General features: G+C 38.7%; 23 protein-coding genes. 9 read left to right on the forward strand and 14 right to left on the reverse strand.

Annotated elements, in window-relative coordinates; all coding sequences use genetic code 11:
• Nucleotides 1-5: 5 nt before the first annotated feature.
• Nucleotides 6-2,312, forward strand: a complete 2,307-nt coding sequence (locus tag AB657_RS12060) for an inorganic phosphate transporter (RefSeq protein WP_047246706.1) — start codon at nt 6-8, stop codon at nt 2,310-2,312.
• A 53-nt stretch (nt 2,313-2,365) separates the two neighbouring features.
• Nucleotides 2,366-3,088 (forward strand): DUF6503 family protein, encoded by a 723-nt coding sequence (locus AB657_RS12065; RefSeq protein ID WP_047246707.1) that lies wholly within the window; start codon nt 2,366-2,368, stop codon nt 3,086-3,088.
• A gap of 1 nt (nt 3,089) precedes the next feature.
• On the opposite strand, the gene nadD is transcribed toward AB657_RS12065, so the two are convergent.
• The 6 genes from nadD to AB657_RS12095 are packed head-to-tail and all read right to left on the reverse strand — an operon-like array spanning nt 3,090 to nt 7,897.
• Nucleotides 3,090-3,674 carry a nicotinate (nicotinamide) nucleotide adenylyltransferase gene (nadD, locus tag AB657_RS12070; protein ID WP_047246708.1) on the reverse strand — a complete coding sequence of 195 codons (585 nt, stop codon included), beginning with the start codon at nt 3,672-3,674 and terminating at the stop codon, nt 3,090-3,092.
• 47 nt (nt 3,675-3,721) lie between these two features.
• The gene (gene gmk / locus AB657_RS12075) at nt 3,722-4,309 is read right to left on the reverse strand and encodes a guanylate kinase (protein WP_047246709.1); all 588 of its coding nucleotides are present in this window, start codon (nt 4,307-4,309) and stop codon (nt 3,722-3,724) included.
• The gene (locus tag AB657_RS12080; RefSeq protein ID WP_047246710.1) at nt 4,309-5,166 is read right to left on the reverse strand and encodes a YicC/YloC family endoribonuclease; all 858 of its coding nucleotides are present in this window, start codon (nt 5,164-5,166) and stop codon (nt 4,309-4,311) included. Before AB657_RS12080 ends, gmk begins: the two co-directional genes overlap by 1 nt.
• Before the next feature lie 56 nt (nt 5,167-5,222).
• Complete coding sequence (locus tag AB657_RS12085; protein ID WP_047246711.1) at nt 5,223-6,044, reverse strand: 3-keto-disaccharide hydrolase; 822 nt, start codon at nt 6,042-6,044, stop codon at nt 5,223-5,225.
• Nucleotides 6,045-6,073: 29 nt separating this feature from the next.
• Nucleotides 6,074-6,829 (reverse strand): 3-keto-disaccharide hydrolase, encoded by a 756-nt coding sequence (locus AB657_RS12090; protein ID WP_047246712.1) that lies wholly within the window; start codon nt 6,827-6,829, stop codon nt 6,074-6,076.
• 15 nt (nt 6,830-6,844) lie between these two features.
• Entirely contained in the window at nt 6,845-7,897 is a 1,053-nt protein-coding gene (locus AB657_RS12095; protein ID WP_047246713.1) for a sugar phosphate isomerase/epimerase family protein, read from the reverse strand.
• A gap of 160 nt (nt 7,898-8,057) precedes the next feature.
• Between AB657_RS12095 and AB657_RS12100 the strand changes: the two genes are divergently transcribed.
• Both AB657_RS12100 and AB657_RS12105 read left to right on the forward strand, forming a co-directional pair.
• Nucleotides 8,058-9,761, forward strand: coding sequence for a GMC oxidoreductase (locus tag AB657_RS12100; protein WP_047246714.1), 1,704 nt, complete (start codon nt 8,058-8,060; stop codon nt 9,759-9,761).
• A gap of 113 nt (nt 9,762-9,874) precedes the next feature.
• Nucleotides 9,875-10,333: an ASCH domain-containing protein gene (locus AB657_RS12105; RefSeq protein ID WP_047246715.1), complete on the forward strand. Its 459-nt coding sequence runs from the start codon at nt 9,875-9,877 to the stop codon at nt 10,331-10,333.
• A gap of 54 nt (nt 10,334-10,387) precedes the next feature.
• Here AB657_RS12105 and AB657_RS12110 read toward each other — a convergent pair whose 3' ends face one another.
• Genes AB657_RS12110 through AB657_RS12125 form a run of 4 tightly spaced genes read right to left on the reverse strand, consistent with a single transcriptional unit; the run spans nt 10,388 to nt 14,267 of the window.
• The gene (locus AB657_RS12110; RefSeq protein ID WP_047246716.1) at nt 10,388-11,527 is read right to left on the reverse strand and encodes a Gfo/Idh/MocA family protein; all 1,140 of its coding nucleotides are present in this window, start codon (nt 11,525-11,527) and stop codon (nt 10,388-10,390) included.
• Between the two features lie 49 nt (nt 11,528-11,576).
• Nucleotides 11,577-12,806, reverse strand: a complete 1,230-nt coding sequence (locus AB657_RS12115; RefSeq protein ID WP_047246717.1) for an MFS transporter — start codon at nt 12,804-12,806, stop codon at nt 11,577-11,579.
• A 7-nt stretch (nt 12,807-12,813) separates the two neighbouring features.
• Nucleotides 12,814-13,257, reverse strand: coding sequence for a DinB family protein (locus tag AB657_RS12120; protein ID WP_047246718.1), 444 nt, complete (start codon nt 13,255-13,257; stop codon nt 12,814-12,816).
• Between the two features lie 17 nt (nt 13,258-13,274).
• The gene (locus tag AB657_RS12125; protein ID WP_047246719.1) at nt 13,275-14,267 is read right to left on the reverse strand and encodes a sugar phosphate isomerase/epimerase family protein; all 993 of its coding nucleotides are present in this window, start codon (nt 14,265-14,267) and stop codon (nt 13,275-13,277) included.
• 176 nt (nt 14,268-14,443) lie between these two features.
• Between AB657_RS12125 and AB657_RS12130 the strand changes: the two genes are divergently transcribed.
• The 3 genes from AB657_RS12130 (at nt 14,444) to AB657_RS12140 (ending at nt 17,833) form a co-directional block, all read left to right on the forward strand.
• On the forward strand, nt 14,444-16,156 hold the full coding sequence (locus AB657_RS12130; protein WP_047246720.1) for a GMC oxidoreductase: 1,713 nt from the start codon (nt 14,444-14,446) through the stop codon (nt 16,154-16,156).
• Nucleotides 16,156-16,803 carry a gluconate 2-dehydrogenase subunit 3 family protein gene (locus tag AB657_RS12135; protein WP_047246721.1) on the forward strand — a complete coding sequence of 216 codons (648 nt, stop codon included), beginning with the start codon at nt 16,156-16,158 and terminating at the stop codon, nt 16,801-16,803. Before AB657_RS12130 ends, AB657_RS12135 begins: the two co-directional genes overlap by 1 nt.
• 112 nt (nt 16,804-16,915) lie before the next feature.
• Complete coding sequence (locus AB657_RS12140) at nt 16,916-17,833, forward strand: hydroxypyruvate isomerase family protein (protein ID WP_047246722.1); 918 nt, start codon at nt 16,916-16,918, stop codon at nt 17,831-17,833.
• A 448-nt stretch (nt 17,834-18,281) separates the two neighbouring features.
• On the opposite strand, the gene AB657_RS12145 is transcribed toward AB657_RS12140, so the two are convergent.
• From AB657_RS12145 to AB657_RS18000, 3 genes are all read right to left on the reverse strand, one after another.
• Complete coding sequence (locus tag AB657_RS12145) at nt 18,282-18,638, reverse strand: hypothetical protein (RefSeq protein ID WP_157491715.1); 357 nt, start codon at nt 18,636-18,638, stop codon at nt 18,282-18,284.
• Between the two features lie 861 nt (nt 18,639-19,499).
• Nucleotides 19,500-20,003: a hypothetical protein gene (locus AB657_RS12150; protein WP_157491717.1), complete on the reverse strand. Its 504-nt coding sequence runs from the start codon at nt 20,001-20,003 to the stop codon at nt 19,500-19,502.
• 54 nt (nt 20,004-20,057) lie between these two features.
• A complete protein-coding gene (locus tag AB657_RS18000; protein ID WP_198146904.1) occupies nt 20,058-20,213 on the reverse strand; it encodes a hypothetical protein in 156 nt (51 codons plus the stop codon).
• A gap of 337 nt (nt 20,214-20,550) precedes the next feature.
• Between AB657_RS18000 and AB657_RS12155 the strand changes: the two genes are divergently transcribed.
• Both AB657_RS12155 and AB657_RS12160 read left to right on the forward strand, forming a co-directional pair.
• Nucleotides 20,551-21,285 carry a LytR/AlgR family response regulator transcription factor gene (locus AB657_RS12155; protein ID WP_047246725.1) on the forward strand — a complete coding sequence of 245 codons (735 nt, stop codon included), beginning with the start codon at nt 20,551-20,553 and terminating at the stop codon, nt 21,283-21,285.
• 7 nt (nt 21,286-21,292) lie between these two features.
• Entirely contained in the window at nt 21,293-23,275 is a 1,983-nt protein-coding gene (locus AB657_RS12160) for a tetratricopeptide repeat protein (protein ID WP_047246726.1), read from the forward strand.
• On the opposite strand, the gene AB657_RS12165 is transcribed toward AB657_RS12160, so the two are convergent.
• Nucleotides 23,265-23,837 (reverse strand): DUF3109 family protein, encoded by a 573-nt coding sequence (locus tag AB657_RS12165; RefSeq protein ID WP_047246727.1) that lies wholly within the window; start codon nt 23,835-23,837, stop codon nt 23,265-23,267. The two genes, AB657_RS12160 and AB657_RS12165, sit on opposite strands and share 11 nt — an antisense overlap.
• Nucleotides 23,838-23,932: the final 95 nt, after the last annotated feature.

The following is a 23,932-nucleotide window of genomic DNA, read 5'->3' on the forward strand; positions in this document are numbered from 1 at the left end:
AAATTATGGATAACATCTATTTTTTAATGCTTATCGCTTTAGCCGTCTTGGCTATAGCAGATCTTGTTGTGGGAGTTAGCAATGACGCGGTAAACTTTTTAAACTCCGCCATTGGTTCAAAAGCCATTTCGTTTCGTACCATAATGATTGTTGCCAGTTTTGGAATCGCTGCAGGAGCCATATTTTCCAGTGGAATGATGGAAGTGGCTAGAAAGGGCATATTTAACCCCGGTGAGTTTTATTTCAACGAGATCATGTTCATTTTTATGGCGGTAATGATTACCGATATCTTGTTGCTAGATTTCTTTAATACCGTAGGTATGCCCACCTCAACGACAGTTTCTATCGTATTTGAGCTTCTTGGTGCCGCAGTGGCTATGTCATTGATCAAAATCGGGGCTGCCCAAGGTAGCTTTATAGATGTAGTAAAGTATATTAATAACGACAAGGCCATACAGATAATCTTCGGAATATTACTATCGGTACTAGTGGCTTTTACCATTGGTGCAATTGTCCAATGGGTCTCAAGATTGTTGCTATCCTATGATTTTCAAAAAAAAGCAACTTGGGTAGGAGCTATGTTCGGTGGATTTGCACTTTCTGCCATTACTTATTTTATCTTGATAAAAGGTATCGGGGGAACTTCGTTTGCCAACGAAAGCTTTGATCTAATCGGCGGTGTTACCATTAAGGAATTTTTACAGAAGAATCTAATGTTGGTGGTTATATTGAATTTCTTGATATGGTCTACACTATCGTATATTTTAATGAAATTCGCCAAAACAAACATTTATAAATTGATTATTGGCGTGGGTACCTTTGCCCTGGCCTTGGCTTTCGCCGGTAATGACTTGGTGAATTTTATAGGTGTGCCTATTGCCGCATGGCAATCATATGAGGCATGGGTTGCCTCAGGTGTGGATGCCACGCAATTTAGCATGGGCATATTGGCAGAAAAAGTGGCCACACCCACATTGCTTCTGTTCATCGCAGGTATGGTCATGGTCATCACCTTATTGTTTTCCAGTAAGGCCAAAAAAGTGGTGCAAACCTCGATAGACCTATCTAGCCAAGAAGACACCAAAGAGCGTTTTCAACCAAATTTCCTCTCAAGAGGATTTGTTAGGTTGGCCATAGCAATGTCAGAAATGACCAGCTACATATTGCCAAAAAGCTGGCAAGATAAAATTGACCAACAGTTTAAAAAGCCCCCCGTTAACAATATCTCGAAAAAAGACCTAAAGGACCTTCCTGCTTTTGATATGGTTCGTGCCGCCGTAAACTTGATGGTAGCAGGAATATTGATTTCTATTGCCACCTCTTACAAATTACCTCTGTCTACCACTTATGTAACCTTTATGGTGGCTATGGGCACTTCACTTGCCGATAGGGCCTGGGGTGCCGAAAGTGCCGTTTATAGGGTAGCCGGTGTATTAAATGTTATCGGAGGATGGTTCGGAACCGCCATCATCGCGTTTATAGCATCCGGTATTATACTTACCCTAATCAGTTTTGGTAAAGGTGCCGCTATAGCAATACTCTTGTTCGCCGCAATTTTGTTATTGGTAAGAAGCTACATATCGCACAATAAAAAGAATAAGGAACTACGTGAAGAAGATTCACTTAACAGAGCCGAAAGCAGTTCTATACAAGGGGTTATCCTAGAAAGTGCCGACAATATTTCAAACGTTCTTAAAAGAACAAATAAAATATACAAAAACTCTATCAACGGGCTTGCCAAACAAGATGTCAACCTATTAAAGAAAAATAAGAAACAAGGTGAAAAACTATCAAACGAGATAGACGACCTACGTGATCATATTTTCTATTTTATAAAAAACCTTGATGAAAACAGTGTAGGTGCAAGTAATTTTTATATCAATGTTCTTGGTTATTTGACAGATATTGCCCAATCATTGGAATATATCGGAAAGGTTAGCCACAAGCACGTAAACAACAACCATAAAAAACTTAAATACAACCAGATAAAGGAATTAAAGGAAATAGACCTTAAGCTAGAAGATATCTTAAACCAGACACAGGCGGCATTTGCCAATCAGTCTTTTGAAGAAATTGGAAAGGTCTTGGAACAGAAACAAGAACTGTTCGATATGGTATCCGATAAAATCAAGACCCAAGTAGCCAGGACACGTACAGAGGAGTCCAGCCCTAAGAACACTACCCTATACTTCTCGTTACTTCTTGAAACAAAAGATTTAATGACCTCTACGATGAACTTGCTACAACAGTATCATGACGAACATGATAGCTCGGTAGAACCGGCGACCATTGCTGATCAGCTTCAGAACTAAGAGTTGTACATAACTCCAAAATTATAAGTACCTTGTCAGTATAAAACAACGATATGACAAGGTACTTTTTTTTATCCCTGACACTTATTCTGCATATTGCCGTATTTAGCCAAGATCTTACCGGTGATCAACTTCTAGAAAAAGCCATTTCCTTTCACGACCCCAACAACAATTGGCCTTCTTTTAAGGGCAAACTATTTATTGAAATGGAAACCCCGAACAGCAGTTTACGAACGACCGAAGTACAGATCAATTTTCCTGTCAATTTCTTTAAATCCATCGTTACAAAAGACAACAACGTTATAGAATCTGAATTAAACAATGGCGACTGCACTCTAAAACTGAATGGAAGTACCGACATTGACGATGATGATATAAAAAAATTGAGAATCACGTGCGAAAGGGCCGAGATGACCAAGAACTACTACACTTACCTTTATGGCTTGCCCATGAAGTTAAAAAATCCGGGTACCATTATAGACCAGAAAGTGGTTAAAAAATCATTTAAAGGAAAAGAATACTTCGTACTAAAGGTAAACTATGATGAAAATGTCGGAAAAGACACTTGGTACTTTTATTTTGACCCCGACACTTATGCCATGGAAGTGTACCAATTTTACCATGACGAATCTAAAAACGACGGAGAGTATATTCTGTTGAAAGAAGCGACGGAAATTAATGGTATTAAAATGCCAAAAGTGCGTTCTTGGTATTACAACAACGATGATAAGTATCTTGGCACAGACACCCTTATAAAAGTATCGGAGCTAAATTAGATTACCGGTAGAAATTCATTTCGTCCATATATTTCCATACGGCAAATGGCAATAAGGGTCTAACATTTTTTCCATTTTTATGCTCCCTTCGAATAAAAGTGGAGGATATTTCCATAATGGGGGCATTTACCCGATGAACAGATGGATGTTCTTTAAATTGATGGTCTATTTCCCCTTTTGAGATCCTAGGATACACATATATTTCATAATCCTCCAAAATGGCCTTATAATTTTTCCATTTATGAAAGCCCTTTAGGTTGTCTTCGCCCATGATAAGACAAAACTGATGTCCCGTGGGATATTTCTCTGCCAAATGAACCAAGGTATTTATGGTGTAGTTGGGCTGTGGTAAATTAAACTCTATATTGGACGGTTTCAATTTTGGATAATCTTCGGTAGCTTCCAGCACCATTTGATAGCGATGATGGTTGTCCAAAAGCGTTTTCTTGGTCTTAAAAGGACTTTGTGGGGTTACTACGAACCAAACCTCATCCAGTTCCGAAAACTCCACCATATGGTTCGAAATCACCAAATGACCAATGTGAATAGGATTAAAAGTACCAAAGTAAAGTCCTACCTTTTTCATCTATCTATTCTCAATTATACTTCTAATATCAAAAAAGAACATAAAAGCTAGTCTTCCTTAATGTCGGCCCCTACAAAATCGGCCACCAATTTTTCCGCTTCCTTTAAGGCCACATCCAGATCATAATTTTTTATGACCTTATCAAATTGGGGCGCGGTAGCCAATTCTACCGATGCTTTTGCAATACGCATATTAATTTTATCGTCACTTTCGGTACTTCTCTTTTTAAGCCTGATCTTTAGCTCGTCTACACTTGGGGGCTTTACAAATACCGCTAGTGTCCGTTCCGGGAATTTTCTTTTTATTCGTAAACCTCCAGCTACATCAATATCGAATATCACATTCTTTCCTTGGGCCCATAAACGTTCTACCTCACTCTTCAAAGTTCCATAAAAATTATCGCGATACACTTCTTCCCACTCTAAAAAGTCATCGTTCTTTATGTGATTCTTAAACTCTGAAACCGACATGAAGTAATAATGTTCCTTGTTCTTTTCCTTTCCTCTTCTAGGTCTAGAGGTTGCGGAAACCGAAAACGCCAAGTTCAATTCCGGACGCTGTAGCAAATGCCTGACTATTGTAGTTTTACCACTCCCTGAAGGAGCCGAAAAAATGATGAGTTTTCCTCCTTCCATTACAACACGTTTAACATTTGTTCCTTTATTTTTTCAAGTTCGTCCTTCATCTGGACCACTAACTGCTGCATTGGCGCATAATTGGCCTTGGATCCAATGGTGTTGATCTCCCTACCTATTTCCTGTGAAATAAAACCTAGTTTTTTACCATTACTATCGTTGGATTTCAGTGTTTTTTCAAAATAGTCCAAATGATTGGCCAAACGTACTTTTTCTTCGGTAATGTCGTATTTCTCCAAATAATAGATAAGTTCTTGTTCAAACCTATTGGCATCGACCTCTACTTTTAGGTCTTGTACGGCCCTTTCTAAACGTTCCCTGATACTAGCTTGCCTTTCTGGGTCCATTGCCAAGACTTGCTGTAATAAATCTTTTAAAACCTGTATTCGTTCTAAAAAATCCTTTTCTAGAACATTGCCTTCTTCAGTTCTAAATTTATTTATTTCCTCCAACGCACCGTTCAAGGCCTCCAATATTGCCTTATACTCTTGCTCATCTATATCTTCCTTGTCGGTCCGCATGGCATCGGGCAAACGCAAGGCCATTTCCATTAGCTGAATATCGGTGCCCTCGGCAATAGATTTTAACTGCTCCATATATTGCCTTACTACAGTTTCATTGACTTGTGCCGAGGTATCGTCACCGGTAATCTCAATGTACAGGTTAAAATCAACTTTGCCCCTTTGTAGCGAATTGGCAATACGTTTTCTTATTTCAAGTTCTTTTTCACGGTAAGCTGAAGGCATGCGGGCGTTCAAATCTATACTCTTACTGTTGAGCGATTTTATTTCTACCGTAATTTTTTTAGTTGGAAGCTGAACTACGTACTTCCCGAATCCAGTCATGGATTGAATCATAGAATGAATTTAGATTTCTGGCAAAGGTAATTGTTTTGCCCATTACCGGGCATGTCTTATAACTCTCTTACCCAAATATTTCGATAACTTACACGACTATCGTCTCTATGATCTTGTAGACGCAGCGGTCCTTTACCATGCGCAGGGTTCTTGGGCCATCCTATATAAGGGGTGGTACCTTTTATCTCTACATGATCCTGAACCAGAACACCATTATGTATCACCGTTATGGTTCCCGACTTTATCTTTTCTCCTTGATCATTAAATTCAGGGGCATGGTATATAATATCGTAGGTATTCCATTCACCTGTTGGTACCGATGCCATGGCCAAAGGCACATGCTGCTTATAAATAGAAGCTACTTGCCCATTTACATAGGTAGGATTATCATTTTGATCCAACACCTGAACCTCGTATATTCCATTTAAAAAGACACCACTATTGGCCCTATGCTGTCCTTCCTCTTGAACCGGCAATGGTGACTTCCACTCTATATGTAATTGAATATCGCCAAAATTCTGTTTGGTCTGAATATCGCCGGTTTTATCCTTTACCGTCATACTACCATCATCGTTCAAATGCCATTTGGCCGCTGTACTATCTATGCTAGAAATCCATTGATCCAAATTGGAGCCATCGAACAATACTATGGCATCGCTAGGCACTCCGTTTTGCGAAGTAGGATGAACTATAGGCACCTTTGGCTCATAAAACTCGGTTTCTTCAGGTTTTGTAGGTTCTGTGCCATTATACTCTTCATGCACAATGACCTTACTACCTACTTCTTTTTTTTCTTCCTTGATTTCCTCTTTTACCTTTTCTTGACAAGAGGCAAGTAATAATGCTATCAATGAGATAGCCATGTAATTATTTTTCATGTTCGGTTGGCTTGGTTCAATACAGATGTCTACAGTTCTTTTACTTTTATATTCTTAAAGGCAACTTCATTACCATGGTCTTGCAAGGCGAATTTTCCTGTAGTGTATTTAGCAAAATGTTCCCAATCGGCAAATTTCGATTTTGAAACCATTTCTCCCCATTCAGGATCGTTCACAGAAAATTTAACTATTTCAACTCCGTTCAATACTACGTTGCCCTCATTTGTTTTATGATTTACGCTAAAGACCATCGTATTCCATTCTCCAACAGGCTTTGTAACATCTTTTGATGGCGACACCATATCGTACAGGGCGCCCGCCTGGTGGCTGGTTCCATTCTTTCCATCTGGATGTTTATCGTTGTCCAACACCTGAATTTCGGGTCCTGTTAAATAAGGTTGAGACAAATCGGGAGATTCTTTAACGCCCCACATGACACCACTGTTACCTGCTTCTGAAATGCGCCAATCCAACGAAAGCACAAAATCTGTATATTCAGTATCTGAAACCAGATTAAATTGCTCTCCATCTTTTCGCTCCTTTGGCGGATAAAAAACCATGGCGCCATCCTCTATCTTCCAGTTTTCAGAAACACCCTCTTTAAGATACTCATGCCAACCATTAAAAGATTTGCCATCAAAAAGCATGGTCCATTCATCTTCGGCGGACGGCATTTTTTGTTCAGAAACCGTTTCTGGCGCTTTCTCGGCGCCCGCCTCTTTTTGTTTTTCTTTACAACCAATTACCAAGAGGGCTAGCATGGCTGCCGTTACTACGTTTTTCATGTATCTGTGATTTGATTAAATTCCCAACATTTTCTTAAGCATCTCTTTGTCTATTTCCGCACCGGCAAAATCATCAAAGGTCTTTTCGGTAGCCTCTATGATGTGATCTTTAATAAAGACAGCTCCTTCCCTAGCACCTTGTTCCGGGCTTTTTATACAACATTCCCATTCCATTACCGCCCAAACATCACAACCATATTGGGTTAATTTGGAAAAGATGGTTTTAAAATCTATTTGCCCATCCCCCAAAGAACGGTATCGGCCGGCACGGTTGCCCCAATCGTTGTATCCTCCAAAAGCGCCCTTTTTTCCCGTAGGGTTGAATTCGGAATCCTTGACATGGAAAGACTTTATAAACTCGTGGTAGAAATCTATATACTCTATATAATCTAATTGTTGCAGAACAAAATGACTTGGATCATAGAGTATATTTACTCTTTTATGGTTATTTGTAGCCTCTAAAAAGCGTTCAAAAGTATCACCATCGTGCAAATCCTCTCCTGGGTGAATTTCATAACAAACATCAACACCTTCCTTATCAAAGTGGTTTAATATCGGCATCCATCTTTTGGCAAGTTCCTCAAAGCCCATCTCCACCAATCCGGCAGGTCTTTGAGGCCATGGGTGCATGGTATGCCATAACAATGAACCAGAAAAAGTAGCATGTGACGACAGTCCAAGTCTTCTACTTGCCGTTGCTGCCTTCTTGACGGTTTCTACCGCCCATTCTGTTCTTGCCTTAGGGTTGTTGTGAACACTTTTTGGAGCAAAGGAATCGAACATTAAATCATATGCTGGGTGTACCGCTACCAATTGCCCTTGCAAATGCGTGGACAATTCGGTTATCTCAAGCCCATAAGAGTTGATCTTACCTTTTAGCTCATCGCAATATACTTGGCTCTCGGCTGCCTTGTCCAAATCGATCAAAAAACTTTCCCATGTAGGAATTTGAATTCCTTTATACCCTAAATCCGATGCCCATTTACATAATCCGTCCAAGCTATTGAATGGTGGTTTACTATCAACAAATTGCGCTAAAAATACTCCCGGTCCCTTAATTGTTTTCATGCTTAAATTACTATCTATTATTATATGTTGTTGTTAATCTGCCAATTATAAATATGTGAATAAACACTATATTTAGAGAAATATTTACGTATTTCTTTATTTGTCTGCCGACAATTTATAAATATAGGAAATACCATCAGAAAAAGATAAAATTTTAAGGATGAATCAGAATGAAACATACGATGCCATTGTAGTGGGTACAGGAATTAGTGGAGGCTGGGCGGCCAAAGAACTTACCGAAAACGGACTAAAGACCCTCGTATTGGAACGTGGACCTATGGTTACCCACATCAAAGATTACCCCACTATGAACGATGACCCTTGGGATTACCCTAATAAAGGAGAACTATCTAAAGAAGATAAAAAGAAATACCATGTACAAAGCCGCGTTATATGGGCGCCAAAAGATGACAACAAGCATTTTTTTGTTAACGACCTAGAGCATCCCTATGTGGAGACCAAGCGTTTTGATTGGATCCGCGGTTACCAAGTCGGTGGACGATCCCTTACATGGGGCCGTCAAAGTTACCGTTGGAGCGATATTGATTTTGAAGCGAACAAAAAAGAATCCATAGGTGTAGATTGGCCCGTTAGGTACAAAGATATTTCGCCCTGGTACGACAAAGTAGAGGAATATATCGGTGTTAGTGGCGAAAACCTTGGCCTTAAACAACTACCAGACGGCAAGTACCAACCTGCAATGAAACTTAATTGTGTAGAGGAAGATTTTAAAAAAATTACCGCCGAAAAATTTGATGATGGCCGATTGGTTACTATTGGCAGAACGGCCCATATTACAGATCCAAACGCAAATATAGAAGGTCGGGGAACCTGTCAAAACCGCGACCGATGTTCTAGAGGTTGCCCTTTCGGAGGATATTTTAGCAGTAACTCATCTACGCTACCCGCAGCGGAACGCACCGGAAACATGACCTTAAGACCTAACTCTATTGTTTATGAAGTTATTTATGACGACACAACAAAAAAAGCTACAGGAGTAAAGATAATAGACGCAGAAACACATGAAAAACTTGAGTTTAAGGCAAAAGTGATATTTCTATGTGCATCTGCCATGGCCTCGGTCGGTATTCTATTACAATCAAAATCAGAACGTTTTCCAAACGGCCTCGGCAATGATTCCGATGCCTTGGGAAGAGGCATTATGGACCATCATTATAAATTAGGGGCCACGGCAAAAGTAGATGGCTATTTAGAAAAATACTATAAGGGCCGAAGAGCCAATGGGTTCTATATTCCTAGATTTGTAAACCTCGACGAGAAGACAAAAAGAGAAGAATACCTTAGGGGCTTTGGCTACCAAGGTACGGCAAGTCGCCAAGATTGGTCCGAATCGGTGGCAGAACTTGGTTATGGCAAAGGCCTGAAAGAAGAAATTTTAAGACCCGGAAAATGGCAAATTGGCGTCACCGGTTTTGGAGAGTTCTTACCGTATGATGATAACAGGGTTACTTTGAGCAAGACCGAAAAAGACAAATGGGGTCTTCCCCAGTTAGATTTTGACGTAGAGTTCAAAGAGAACGAATACAACATGCGAAAAGACATTAAAAAAGAAATCGTAAAAATGTTCAAAGCAGCCGGGTTTAAGGATGTTCAACCATATGAAGAATCTAATGGACCAGGGTTGGGAATTCATGAAATGGGTGGTGCCCGCATGGGCCATAGCCCAAAAACCTCTATCGTAAACAAACATAACCAAATACATACCGTACCCAATGTGTATGTTACCGATGGTGCCTTTATGTCTTCTTCTAGCTGTGTAAACCCATCATTGACCTATATGGCGTTTACAGCCAGAGCTGCAAACCATGCCGCAAATGAGTTAAAAGCAGGCAAGTTCTCTTAACAAGAGAACGATAAAACGTTATTAGATTAAAAAATATCGATTTAATTATAATGGAAGTTTTGAATTTTCTTTTTTTTGAAAGTAAATTACACGCGTTGTAAACACTAACTTTTATGGAAAATACTTCGGCAAGAAACATGTGGGGAGATTATTTGGACAAACATCTGGAAGATGCATTCCACGAAGCCCCCAAGACCATGCATTTTTATGATAACGAACAAGATGCCAACAATTGTGCCGATTTAACGAAGAAAGGTATTAAAGGGGCCTTTTCCAGTTCTTTATTGGGCATACAGCACAGAAAAGAGAAATTGCCCAAAATAGGAGACTTTATAGTAATTACAAATTGGGAGGGAGAAGCACAATGTATCATTCAATTAACATCGGTAACATTACGCCCTTACTTTAATATTGACGAGTTATATGCCGAAAAGGAAGGTGAAGGGGACAAAAGTCTTGCCTATTGGAAAAAAGCCCACTGGGCCTACTTTACTAGAGAACTGGCTTCTTTTGGGCGTGAACCAAGGGACAGTATGATCGTCGTTTGCCAAGAATTTAAAAAGGTATTTTAAAATAAAAAAAGGGGCGTTTAAAACGCCCCTTTTTTATTCTTGTGTTGTGTGACCTTAGTCTTCCAAGGAGACCCATGTATTACCGTTCTTATTGGATTCTACGGTAGATACAATAAAGTCCATACCCCTTACACCATCAACAATGGTCGGAAACTCGCCATCATTGTATTTTTCTCCCCTTATAGCACGTGCCGCGCCTAAGTAAATATTGGCCATGGAATCAAAAATACCTTCTGGGTGTCCTGCAGGTAACTTAGTACCGTCCAATGACAGTTCAGAGTTATAGGCATGGCCCGGTTTGTATATTTGTACCGGCTCGGTATCACTTAATTTATATAGAAAATTCGGATTTTCTTGCTCCCATCTAAAAGCCCCTTTTTCACCATAAATAGCAATTGCAAGGCCATTTTCCTCCCCTGTTGCTACTTGGCTACCACGAATAACCCCTTTGACGTGATCTCCCATTCTAATAAGCACGGTACCATCCACATCCATTTGGTTGTCATCATATAGGTAATTAAAATCGCAAAGAACAGATTTTACTTTTAATCCAGTGGTGTATTCTACCATATTAAAGGCATGCACCCCTATATCTCCCATACAAGAACTAATACCTGCTTTTTTGGGATCTAGACGCCATACAGAACTGCGTTTATCCTTATCATGGATTATTTCGTTTATCCAACCTTGATAGTAGCGCGCATCTACTTTATGGATCTTACCGATTTCACCTGCCTTTATCATTTCTCTCATCTGCCGTACCATAGGATACCCGGTATAAGTATGCGTCAGAGCAAAAACGGCCCCTGATTTTTGTTGTGCCTCCAACAATATCTTTGCCTCTTCCAAAGTCGTGGTCATAGGTTTTTCACATATCACGTGAAACCCATTGTCCAACAGTTTTTTGGCCATTGGAAAATGTAAAAAATTGGGAGTAAGAATAGAACATACTTGTATACGTTCGTCTTCCGGTAATTTTAGTTCTTCTTCTACAAGGGTATCAAAATCCTTATATATTCTATCTAAAGGAACATCTATCTCTTTGGCAAAAGCCAAATTCTTTTCATAATCAGGATTAAATACCGCTCCCGTTATCTGGTAATTATCGTTGATTTGTGAAGCTACCCTGTGCAAAACCCCGATAAGGGAATCTCCGCCCCCTCCTAATATTCCTAATCTAATCTTCTTTGGCATGTTGTAATCTTATTTTTAAGTTTTATGAAGTTTTCAATTTATAAAAATTCTAAGACTTATAGTCTATTTTTTCTTTTTTGAACAATAGCAAAAAGAAAATCAAAACTATAAATGCGAAACCGGCCGGATACAACCAAATAACGTCCCAAACGTGTGTACCATCACTCAACAAATAGCTATTTGAAATGTTACCGGCAATCCAAAACCCAATTAACATCCCCACGCCATAGGTCGCCAAGGTAATAAGCCCCTGCGCCGAACTTTTAAATTTCTCCCCCGCCTTACTATCTGTGTATATCTGACCGGAAACAAAGAAAAAATCATAACAGATGCCATGCAGGGCAATACCCAGCAACAACATAAAACTAAGCTCTCCGACATTACCGTAGGCAAACAAAATATACCGGACTACCCAGGCCAGCATAGCGACCATTATGGTTTTTTTAAATCCGAATTTGGTAAAAAAGTAAGGCAGTAAAAGCATGAATAGAATTTCGGAAATCTGCCCTAACGTCATTTTTCCGGTCGGGTTCTGCATTCCTATCTCCACTAAGAAAGGGTTGGCATTCTGGTAATAGAAGGCCAGCGGTATACATATTAATACCGATGAAATAAAGAACACAAGAAAATTCTTGTCCTTAAACAGTTTTAAGGCATCCAACCCCAAAATTTCCTGCAGGTTCAATTTCTCCGAACTTGTTGCCCTAGGAGGTGTTTTAGGCAATGTAAAGCTAAACACGCCCAATACCAAAGAAGCAATGGCCGTCATTAAAAAGGTGTTCTTTAAAAGCCCGTTGGAGATACCGACATCCGAATCCCATTTAAACAAATAACTGATCAGCAAGCCCGCAATTATCCATCCCAAGGTACCAAAGACCCGTATAACAGAAAACTCTTTGGCCGGATTGTTCATTTGGTTAAATGAAACCGAATTCACCAATGCAAGGGTCGGCATATATAAAATCATATAACCCAACACATAAGGGTAAAAAACACTAAAAGATTCTGTGCCGTACATAAGGTATAATAACACGCCACCCAACAGGTGTAAAACACCCAAAATTCTTTCCGCATTAAAATACCTATCGGCTATTAGACCTATAATAAAAGGAGCTATAATAGCTCCCCATGATTGTGTAGAAAATGCCAAGGCGATTTCACCGTCCGATGCCTGTATATTATTACCTAAAAAGGTACCGAGGGTTACGAACCAACCTCCCCATATAAAAAATTCCAAGAACATCATAACACATAGTTGTGCTCTTACACCAATACTCATAATCTATTTATCTTTTGTAAAAAATATAATCCATAACAATGGGGTCAATCCCATTATCCCTAAAATCAGTTAAAATTTGCCCTCTATGGGCGGTAGAGTGATTTATAATATGAAAGAGCATATCCTGTAAGGTATTGGTAAACAACCTACCTTTAGAATTCTCATAGTCGATACGTTTGTCAAATTCATCTGCATTTGTAGTTATTTCAAATGAATTTCTTTGGTTTTCATAATGTATATCGGACCAATCTTTAATGTCATGTTTTTGCCATACATCATACTCCGAGGGTTTTCCCAAAATTCTTGAGTTCCATATATGATGTGCGTTAAGAATGTGACTAAAAAGCTCCTGACTTTTTTCAGGAGCTTTACCTAGTTTAACACACTCGTCTATAATTTTCTTGTTACAATAAAAATTGTAGTCGAACAATTCATTAAAGAATACTTTCATAACAAATCAAAGCTTTACTAAACAACTGCTTTGGCCGCTTTTAATAATAAATCACGTGTAGCCTTTATACCTTCTTCTTCGCTAAGTTCTTTTCCTTCATATTCTACACCAATAAAACCGGTATACCCCGCATCTTTCACCATTTGCAACATCTTAACATAATCTATCTCCACCTCATTGCCTTCCGCATCAAAAACGTTGGATTTGGCACTTACAGCCTTTGCATACGGCATCAGCTCTTTAACACCTTTGTATTTGTCGTACATTACCTCGCAGTCCCAACTATCGGGTTTTCTGGTGATACAGAAATTACCAAAATCGGGCAATGTACCACAGTTATCCATATCTACCATGGCCATTACCTCGGCATGTAATGCCCCATTAGAAGAAAGACCTCCATGATTTTCAACCAAAATATTAATGTTCTTTTCTTTGGCATAGGTAGCTAGTTTTGTGAGTCCATCAACAGAATTCTTCTTCCATTCCTCGGGATCGTTACTACCATTTAGGTTTACACGTATGGCATGGCAACCCATAGCGGCTGCGGCATCTACCCATTTTTTATGCTTTTCTACCGTTTCGTTTCTTTCCGCCTCATCACTGACAGCCAAATTTCCCTGACCATCGATCATGATCAAAACATTTTTCATTCCGTGTTTTTTAGCTTCGGCATTTGATTTTTCTACAAATGCGGCCATAGCTTCATCAGAATAATTGGCATCTGATAACTCTGGGTTGTATAACTGGCTAACATATTCTAACCCCGTAAACCCCCATTTTTTGGCTTTTTCAGCGAAGGTATATGGATCTACGCCTTCTTCCCTGATCATTCTATGCATAGACCATTGGGCCAATGACAATTCAAAAAACGGTTCGGCTATTTCTGTAGCTTCTACCGTTTCTGCTTCATTTTTATTTTCCTTTTTTGCCTCTTTACATGCATAGGCACCCAAAAATGACACACCTACACCGGCAACGGCCGTCTTTCTAATAAAATTTCTTCTTTTCATTTAATCGCTGGTTATTCTATTTGTTAACTAATTGATTTAATTTTATTTATCCCCCTTTTCTAATGAATCTTAGATATAACAAACACCCCTTATGATGCCATATTCGCAAGAAGAATAAGGAATAAATGTATAGAATTAATTTAATATTTAATAAATTTAGGGAATAAACAGTTTCTATGAGCAAATTTTATTATAACGAAGAACAGGAATCGTATGATGCGATTGTTGTCGGAACAGGTATTAGCGGAGGATGGGCCGCTAAGGAATTATGTGAAAACGGATTAAAGACCCTTGTTCTCGAAAGGGGAAGGATGGTGAAGCATATCGATGATTATGTCACGGCCAACAAAGACCCTTGGGATTTTCCTAATGGTGGGGTTGCCACTAAAGAAATCATAGAGAAACAGCCCAAACAACACAGAACGGGCTACACCACCAGCCAAGCCAGCCATATGTGGTTCGTAAACGATTTGGAACATCCTTATAATGAAATAAGACGTTTCGATTGGATGCGCGGTTACCACGTCGGGGGACGATCGTTACAATGGGGTCGCCAAAGTTATCGTTGGAGCGATATCGACTTCACCGCAAACCAAAGAGAGGGTATTGCCGTAGACTGGCCGGTTAGATATAAAGATATTGCCCCATGGTACTCCAAGGTAGAAAATTTTATCGGAGTTAGTGGAGAAGCACTTAATCTTCCTCAATTACCGGACAGTGATTTTCTTCCACCGATGGATCTGAACTGTGTAGAAGACCACTTTAAGAACAAGGTAATGGAATCTTTTGATGACCGGGCCGTTACCGTGGGCCGAGTAGCCCATATTACAGGAGATAAAACTTTTGACGGAAGAACAAAATGCCAATTTAGAAACAGATGTATTAGAGGTTGTCCTTTTGGAGGTTATTTCAGTAGTCTTTCCTCTACACTTCCGGCTGCAGAAGCTACCGGAAACATGACCCTTAGACCAGATTCTATAGTACACGAAGTAATATACGATCCCGATACCAAAAAGGCAACAGGTGTAAAAGTCATAGATAGGGTAACCAAAGAAAAATACGAGTTCAAGGCCAAGGTAATTTTCCTTTGTGCTTCTGCGATTGCCTCTACATCTATCTTAATGCAATCAAGATCCGACCGTTTCCCTAATGGTATGGGCAACGATTCCGATCAATTGGGCCGTAACATCATGGATCACCACTTAGGGGTAGGTGCCAGCGGTATATTTGAAGGCTATGACGACAAATATTACAAAGGTAGAAGACCTAATGGCGTCTATATTCCAAGGTTTAGAAACCTTGGTGGTTCTTCGAACAGAAAAGACTATAAACGTGGATTCGGTTATCAAGGAGGTGCCAGTAGAGGCAACTGGGAAGAAACTGTTGCTGAACTTGCCTATGGAAAAGACTTGAAAGAAAGTATTTTGAAGCCCGGAGGATGGCGAATGGGTATTGGCGGATTTGGCGAGGTACTCCCATATCAGGACAACAGATTCACCCTTGATTATGACAAATTAGATCAATGGGGATTACCAACCGTTACTTTTGATGCAGACCTTCAGGAAAACGAATTCAACATGCGTAAAGACATGCAGGAATCTGCTGTTGAAATGTTGGAAAAAGCCGGATTCAAAGATGTAAAAGGACATGATGGACCAACCGGTCTTGGTCTTGGAATACATGAAATGGGAACTGCAAGAATGGGTAGGGACAGAAAAACATCTGTACTAAACGGACATAATCAATTACACGATGTACCTAATGTATATGTTACCGATGGATCGTTTATGACCTCTTCTAGCTGCGTAAACCCATCTTTGACCTATATGGCCTTTACGGCTAGAGCGGCAAACCACGCAGTTCAAGAACTTAAAAAAGGAAATATATAATGGATAGAAGAAAAGCACTCAAAAATATGGGACTTGCCATGGGATATACCGTGGCGACTCCTACCCTTATAAGTATCATGCAAAGTTGTAAGGGGGAAACCGTTGCCCAATGGACGCCTGAATTTTTTACGCAGGCCGAAGGCAGCGTTATTACCAAACTGGTGGATATCATCATCCCCAAGACCGATACACTTTCAGCATCAGAGGTACAGGTAGATCTTTTTATCGACAAATTTTCCCAAGATGTTATGGAAAAAGAAAATCAGGATTTCTTTAAAATGACCATGGGTAAATTTATAGACAAGGCGTTAAAAGATTCTGGAAAAGAAAATGCACAGGATCTTACTCCCGAAGACCTAGAACCTGTCTTGGCAAGTGCCCTTAAACATTCTAAAGAGGACCAAGCCAAGATGTCAGAATCCATAACCACCTATAATGAAGCTGTAGCAGAAGGAAAATCCGCCACATTGGATGAAGGAACTTCTCTTTTTGCTTTTGCAAATAACCTGCGTGGACTAACAATTTGGGGCTATAAAACCTCTGAATATGTTGGCGAAGAGGTTTTGGCCTATCTTCCCGTTCCTGGGGAATATATAGGTTGTGGGGATGCCCAAGAACTTTCTCAAGGAAAAGCTTGGTCTTTGTAAATAACAATAATAACACATGTACAATAAAGAGTTAAAGGACGGTAATCACCTCCTTTAACTCTTTTCTTTTGCATAAGTAAATACAACCAATAATACCTTATTCAACAACCATATGAAAAGAAGAAGTTTTATTCAAAAATCGGCACTTACAGGAGGAGCCTTATCATTCGGAGGGGCATTGAGCTTTGCCCATGAAACCAGAAAAAAATCGGAACCCCATAAATTCAATTTAAAATATGCCCCTCATTTGGGCATGTTCAAAGAATTGGCCGGAAATGACCCCATTGATCAGATCAATTTTATGGCCGATCAAGGTTTTACCGCCTTTGAAGATAATGGAATGATGAAAAGAGATGTTGCCATGCAGAACAAAATTGGCGAAACCCTCGTAAAAAGGGGAATGACCATGGGCGTTTTTGTAATTGACAAGGGAGGTAACATGGCGAATACCTTGGCCGCCGGAAAAAAAGAAAACGTTGATATATTCTTAGATGGATGCAAACGTGCCGTTGAAGTCGCCAAAAGGGTCAATGCAAAATGGATGACCGTTGTGCCCGGCGCATATGAAAGAAGTTTGCCTATTGGCATACAAGATGGTAATGTTATCGAGACCTTAAAAAGAGGTGCAGAAATCTTGGAACCCCATGGCCTTACCATGGTATTGGAACCCCTTTCCGATTCTCCAGATCTGTACTTACAAAATTCAGATCAGACATATATGATATGCAAGGGAGTCGATAGCCCCGCATGTAAAATCTTGTTCGATATTTACCATATGCAAAAGACCGAAGGCCACCTGATCCATAACATGGATCTTACTTGGGACGAAATTGGATACATCCAGATAGGTGACAACCCTGGGCGTAAAGAGCCAACAACAGGAGAAATCAACTATTTAAACGTACTCAAATGGATTTATGATAAAGGATTTGATGGAGTTCTGGGTATGGAGCACGGTAATTCCAAAACAGGTAAAGAAGGGGAACAAGCCGTTATAGATGCCTACATGAAGGTAGATAGCTTCCTATAAATTTATTGTAAAACCAATAAAGACCTGGTATTTTATAAAACCTAGCCTTGTTGTACATTACTTATTACGGGCTTCAAGGCTAGGCAAAAAGTGTATTTCGTCGAAAAAATAGTTTTTTTATACACAAAAAGCTACTTATAATGTAAGAATTATACTACTTTTTCGTTTCTTTGGTATATGTACTCATATCTATACCTACTTATCGCATACGTGGCACTGTTTTGTACTTCCAAAATATGTTATCACTATTATAAAAAGAAGCTAAACTACACTAGTAGACCGAAAAAGACGAATTCTGTCGTTAACAGGTTAAATCCCATAAAAACATTTTTATGGAACCTAACCCATATTAACGACCTTATTAAACACTAACAAACAACTCCATCATTTAATGGACCATTGCTCAGCATCGTATAATGTAGTGCGACTACAAAAATGCCCTGCAATGTTAATCACAACCTTCTCTGTCCACTTCTTCTTTTGCTTCCTTAATGGCCTGATCATATTCGGCCCTATTGGTACCAGGTACACAATCGGCCATACCTCTTAAAGAGTCAAGATAATCTTTGGCGGCCTCCTTATATCTATTACAATTTTCATCGGTAGGGTTATCGGAATACGCCTGAGCTGCAGCCTCCCATTCTGTCAACTCATCTAAAATATTATCTGTCCACACGGCACCCCCAAAACACCCTCCTAATGGGTTTATGGCGTCTTCTTTGTCACATCCCATTAGCATCAATGCCGATGCGCCACAAACCACTAACGCTTTTTTTACTCGATTTTTTCTTAACGTTTTCATCATTCTAAATTTTAATATTGGTTAAAACAAAACTTTATCTTTTTTACACGTAACTGCACTCCTCATTATAGGCCATAAAACCCGTTCTTGGCCAAGCCTGCTATTATCATCATCAAAGCCATAATCATCATCACTAAAAAAACCAATGACATACTGTCTACCTTTTTTTGCACCATTTTCATATTCTTTAATTGTTCAATTTATTTTTCTCTCTTGATTGTAAATCGAAACTATGAAACCACGCACTAAACAGATACAACGTATGTAACCAACTATACCACAGATGCGCCAAAAACAATAAAAATCTGTTTATCAGTAAATTACAGCGATAAAAGTACCGTTACTGGATATTGAATAGGGCTACTATTGGTGAACCTCTAACGAAAGTCCTCATATACGACACTTTCCACATGTTATTAAATCCACTACTTTAATAGTCTCTTAAAAACACTAATACACATCGCTGATTTGCCTTCTTCTCAAAAGAAGAGACGTTAACATGCTCCTATGTACCGCCGTAGTCCATGACACATATTCTTGGCTTACCTAAACCACATACTAAAACCAATCAGAAAATTCTTCTAGGACCACGTAGCGAAAACCAAAACATATACCGGTCTTTAACCATTGTATACCCATAAAAAAAGGCCAAGGCGATATATCACCTTGACCTTATAATACAGAAGTAATTGTAAAAAATACGGCCCCCAATGCTTCATAAATGAAAATGCCCACCAAGTGCTAACTAAGGTAGTTCCCCCGAAACCTTTTATTAGACTTGCAACTTAACAGTATACTGTCAATGCTACTTTTATGGCGCTCAAAACATTGGCCAGAATATGCATATATTCTATGGGCCGTATATTATTTATAGGTATCAAAATTATCCGTAATCCTGATAGTCGTTCCTATTTCATTTACCAGTGTTACGTCCATATATCCACTAACACCTTGTAAATTCAACTCATTAATTTGTATAAAACCTTTTTTGGCAAAGAATGGTTTCTCTCCCAGTCTATTTACATTGGCGACTCCGAAAACACCATCGAAATTATTTATAAACCCTTCTATTTCACTTATTGGATAAATGCCCTTGGACAGTTTTTTGGATGCACCTTTTTCAGATATTAAAAATTCCATAGTCGCATGTGAGCCATCCTTTTCTTCTCCAAAGCTAAGCACTAGCGTATTGTAAAATCCGCCTTGGTCCAATTTCTCGTGATTGGTGTGATACTCAATTTTAGATGGATAAGCAACATACTCTTTTAAAGCCGTTTCCGCCAAATAGGTTTTGGCGTATTCCAAATCTACCAGCCCGATTTCCTTTCCCGAATTTGAAATAAGCAGAAAGGGCAATAATCCCAGCACAACGAACTTTGTAGTTTTAATAAAAAATTGGTACATCACTTTATCGAGATTATCTTATTTTTTACTGTCAATGGTCATTAACCCCTTCACATTTGTAGTTTCCATTACAATTTCTGCTTTATAGGGCTCTTTATTGGTTCTACTTTCCAGTTTGGACGCTATAATTATCAAAAACAAAAAAACCATGAACATTATTAAACATTTTTTCATAATCTTAATTAATTACAGGTTTAACACATCTACGCCTTGTTTATTGAAAATTATTACATCACTAAATTAGGGCAAGAATCAAATCGTAAACGCCAACATGTATAATCTGCTGTTTTTTTTGTGTAAACGGAGAAATGAAAAATTAAACAGACGGAAAAACTTATCTTCTTGTGCTACTTTTCTTATAAGAATCTGATTTTATTATATTTATACAACATTCTATATATTTAATACCAATTATACTCGATTAGCTTCCATTGATACAAAAATTATAATTAGCTAATAGGTAAACTTTAATTTTGTTTAACTTCCCTTATTGTACAATATTCATATATCTATGTTAGAAGCAGTTATAGTTGACGATGAAATAAAGGCTTTACAGAGTCTTTCATGGGAACTCACAAATTTTAGTGAAGAAATAAATGTGACAGCTTCCTTCACGAATCCGTTCGAAGCATTGGAGTACCTAGAAATCAACACCCCAGACTGCCTATTTTTAGACATTGAGATGCCTACAATGGACGGGTTTCAATTTATACAAAAACTGACCAACAAAAATTTTCCCGTGGTTATCACTACGGCCTACAACCAATATGCCATAAAGGCATTGAAGAACGAGGCGATAGATTATTTACTTAAACCTATAGACACCGACGATCTTAAGGACACTATCGTAAAGATCAAAAAATTCAATGCCAAAAATTTTACTGCAGAAAAATTGGAGCAGATCCTTATCAATTTCAATTCTCGCTCGGTGAACAAAAGAATTACCCTTAATACCGATGGAAAACTTCTTTTTCTTGAAAGTGATGAAATACTTTATGCGGAGTCGGACGGTAATTATAGCACTATATTTCTAGCGGACGGACAAAAGATTGTCTTGACAAAAAAACTAAAAGAAGTAAATGCAATACTCCCAGATGATTCATTTTTTAGAATCCATAATTCTTACATCATTAACCTCAACAAAATCAAAGAATTTATTAAGACAGATGGTTATGTTGTCTTAAAATCTAACCATAAAATTCCTGTTTCAAGACAAAAGAAATCAGATTTTTTAGATTTATTATGAGAAATTTATGACATCCTATGAATCTCTGAGACCATTGTATTTAAACCCATCAAGATTATTCTTTTTATTAAGAAGTATACTTGTCTCCATATTTTCTTTTTTCTTATTTCAAAGTTCCTATTCACAAGAAGTTACCAAAAGCTTTAAACAATCGGTAGATAGCTTGATCCATGTAGCTCCTATTACCTACTCGGAAATAGACAAGGTGCTTCGTCAGTTTCGAAAGGATACTACATTGATGAAATACGTTGTAAAGAGGTCTGAAACCAAACATTACCCCGAGGGCCAGATCTACGCCCTAAACCACATGGGTAGGGTATACCGGGATATATCGCAATTCACCAAAGCTTTAAAGCTTTTTCAAGAAGCATTATATATAGCCACAGAAGCCGATAACATAGAGTTTAGGGTATATAGCCTTAATATGATCAGTGTTGTCTTTAGAAGAACGGATGCGATCAAATCGGCTCTAGATTACAGTCAAGAGGCATTAGAGCTCGCCGAGACGGTAAAAAACCCTTCTAACGGTCTTAAACGAAGTATCAACGTATCTCTGAACAGTATCGGAAACATTTACCAATTGCTAGAGCAATATGACCTCGCCATTGAGAAGTTTAAGCAATCCATGAAATTGGAAAAAGAACTGAACAACATGCTCGGTCTCGCAATAAACTACCAAAACATCGGAGAATGCTATGAAGCCCAAGGGCAGTTAGGTCCGGCATTGGAAAATTTTAAAAAATCTTTGGAATACAACGAAAAGATAAATTCAGAAAAAGGCAAAATCATATGCCAGTATAGTATAGCCCATGTTTATGTACATCAGAAAAAAACAGACGAGGCCCTTGAGTTACTCAAATCGGCCCTCGAAAGATCAAAAGCCCTTGGGGACCAGGACATCATCTCTACCATATTGATCAATCTAGGTTGGGCTTACCTTAATATTGGCGACTATACTTTGGCAGAAACCTATCTTACAGAAGGGCTGTCGGTGGCCACTAAATATAATTTCCCTTCAGAAATTGCCGAGGCCAACAAGTTTCTGTCAGAACTTTGGATGAAAAAGGACGATTATAAAAAGGCCATGGTCTTTTATAAAGAGTCAAAAAAATATGAAGATCAAGTAACCAACAACCTTAATTTAAGGTATGTAAACGATATGATCATACGTTACGAAGCTGAAAAACGTACAAACCAGTTAGAAACATTGGCGAAAGAGAACGAGGATGTTAGGATAAGACTGCGTAAAAACAAGACAATGCTACTGGTTGTCGGTATCGGTCTGGCCTTGCTCACCGGTATACTATACATTCTATATAGACAATACCAACTGAACAATGAAAAAAAACTTTTGACCCTGGAACAAACCATGCTTCGCAGCCAAATGAACCCGCATTTTTTGTTCAATTCACTAAACTCCATTAAGCTATACATTATAAACAATGAAAAGAAAAATGCCGTTCATTATCTAAACAAGTTTTCTAAACTGGTGCGAAAAATACTGGAAGCATCCTCACAAAGAGAAATTTCGTTGGCCGAAGAGCTAGAAACCGTAGAGTTATACATGAACATTGAAAACATACGCTTTTCAAATGAAATAAACTTTAAGGTGAACATACACGATGATATCGATGTACATGTAGTAAAAATACCATCGCTCATACTACAACCTTTTTTAGAAAATGCCCTATGGCATGGTCTTTCATCAAAGGAAGGAGAAAAAAACGTTACCCTTGACATAAACAAGGGCGAGGACGGTTTTATAAAAATAGCCATTACGGACGATGGTGTAGGACGTGATGCCGCAGAAAAAATAAAGAACAGTAAAGTCTTAAAACGAAAATCTATCGGTATAGATATTACCAAAGAAAGGTTGGCCAACTTCTCAAAAGACTACGAAAACTCTTTCCAGGTAGAAATCATAGATATTTATGACAAAGACAACAAACCATCAGGCACCAAAATTATGTTGTACATACCTACGATTTAAGGTGTTCTTCGGCTACCTCTTCCAATTCCTTATACCAAGATTCTCCAAACTTTCTGATCAAGGCTTCCTTTACAAATTTGTAAATCGGCACCTTAAGCTCTTCCCCTAGGGCACAAGCAGGATCACATATTTGCCATTTGTGGTAGTTCACGGCGGTCAACTCTGTATACTCACGTATTCTAATAGGGTACAAATGACAAGAAACAGGTTTTTTCCAATCTATATCTCCATTATTATAAGCCTCCTCTATACCACATTTGGCGATATTTTTTTCATCGAAGATAACATAGGCACATTCGCTACCATCTACCAATGGAGTTTCCCATTCACCATCTTCCCCCTTTACAAAAGCTCCTTGATCTTCAATAACGGCAATGCCTTCTGGCCTAAGGTAAGGTTTTACCTTTGAGTAAATATCCACCATTATTTCTGTTTCCCCTTCTTCCAATGGGGCACCTGCGTCACCATCGATACAGCATGCTCCCTTGCATGCATTCAGATTACAAACAAAATCGTTCTCAATAATTTCTTCGGAAACTATGCTCTTACCTAACTGAAACATATTTTATTTTAAGCCCGAAAGATACGTTATTTCTAAAATTGGGATTGCAATAATATTCTTCAAATAAACATCCAAAGACATATTTATAAACGTAG

Origin of the sequence: Maribacter thermophilus (genome assembly GCF_001020565.1) — a bacterium.
Taxonomy (GTDB): domain Bacteria; phylum Bacteroidota; class Bacteroidia; order Flavobacteriales; family Flavobacteriaceae; genus Maribacter; species Maribacter thermophilus.

Bases quoted from the DNA above. Each gene is read 5' to 3' on its own strand.
- AB657_RS12060 (WP_047246706.1), top strand. From the start codon at position 6: ATGGATAACATCTATTTTTTAATGCTTATCGCTTTAGCCGTCTTGGCT.
- AB657_RS12065 (WP_047246707.1), top strand. From the start codon at position 2,366: ATGACAAGGTACTTTTTTTTATCCCTGACACTTATTCTGCATATTGCC.
- nadD (WP_047246708.1), bottom strand. From the start codon at position 3,674: ATGAAAAAGGTAGGACTTTACTTTGGTACTTTTAATCCTATTCACATT.
- gmk (WP_047246709.1), bottom strand. From the start codon at position 4,309: ATGGAAGGAGGAAAACTCATCATTTTTTCGGCTCCTTCAGGGAGTGGT.
- AB657_RS12080 (WP_047246710.1), bottom strand. From the start codon at position 5,166: ATGATTCAATCCATGACTGGATTCGGGAAGTACGTAGTTCAGCTTCCA.
- AB657_RS12085 (WP_047246711.1), bottom strand. From the start codon at position 6,044: ATGAAAAATAATTACATGGCTATCTCATTGATAGCATTATTACTTGCC.
- AB657_RS12090 (WP_047246712.1), bottom strand. From the start codon at position 6,829: ATGAAAAACGTAGTAACGGCAGCCATGCTAGCCCTCTTGGTAATTGGT.
- AB657_RS12095 (WP_047246713.1), bottom strand. From the start codon at position 7,897: ATGAAAACAATTAAGGGACCGGGAGTATTTTTAGCGCAATTTGTTGAT.
- AB657_RS12100 (WP_047246714.1), top strand. From the start codon at position 8,058: ATGAATCAGAATGAAACATACGATGCCATTGTAGTGGGTACAGGAATT.
- AB657_RS12105 (WP_047246715.1), top strand. From the start codon at position 9,875: ATGGAAAATACTTCGGCAAGAAACATGTGGGGAGATTATTTGGACAAA.
- AB657_RS12110 (WP_047246716.1), bottom strand. From the start codon at position 11,527: ATGCCAAAGAAGATTAGATTAGGAATATTAGGAGGGGGCGGAGATTCC.
- AB657_RS12115 (WP_047246717.1), bottom strand. From the start codon at position 12,806: ATGAGTATTGGTGTAAGAGCACAACTATGTGTTATGATGTTCTTGGAA.
- AB657_RS12120 (WP_047246718.1), bottom strand. From the start codon at position 13,257: ATGAAAGTATTCTTTAATGAATTGTTCGACTACAATTTTTATTGTAAC.
- AB657_RS12125 (WP_047246719.1), bottom strand. From the start codon at position 14,267: ATGAAAAGAAGAAATTTTATTAGAAAGACGGCCGTTGCCGGTGTAGGT.
- AB657_RS12130 (WP_047246720.1), top strand. From the start codon at position 14,444: ATGAGCAAATTTTATTATAACGAAGAACAGGAATCGTATGATGCGATT.
- AB657_RS12135 (WP_047246721.1), top strand. From the start codon at position 16,156: ATGGATAGAAGAAAAGCACTCAAAAATATGGGACTTGCCATGGGATAT.
- AB657_RS12140 (WP_047246722.1), top strand. From the start codon at position 16,916: ATGAAAAGAAGAAGTTTTATTCAAAAATCGGCACTTACAGGAGGAGCC.
- AB657_RS12145 (WP_157491715.1), bottom strand. From the start codon at position 18,638: ATGATGAAAACGTTAAGAAAAAATCGAGTAAAAAAAGCGTTAGTGGTT.
- AB657_RS18000 (WP_198146904.1), bottom strand. From the start codon at position 20,213: ATGAAAAAATGTTTAATAATGTTCATGGTTTTTTTGTTTTTGATAATT.
- AB657_RS12155 (WP_047246725.1), top strand. From the start codon at position 20,551: ATGTTAGAAGCAGTTATAGTTGACGATGAAATAAAGGCTTTACAGAGT.
- AB657_RS12160 (WP_047246726.1), top strand. From the start codon at position 21,293: ATGACATCCTATGAATCTCTGAGACCATTGTATTTAAACCCATCAAGA.
- AB657_RS12165 (WP_047246727.1), bottom strand. From the start codon at position 23,837: ATGTTTCAGTTAGGTAAGAGCATAGTTTCCGAAGAAATTATTGAGAAC.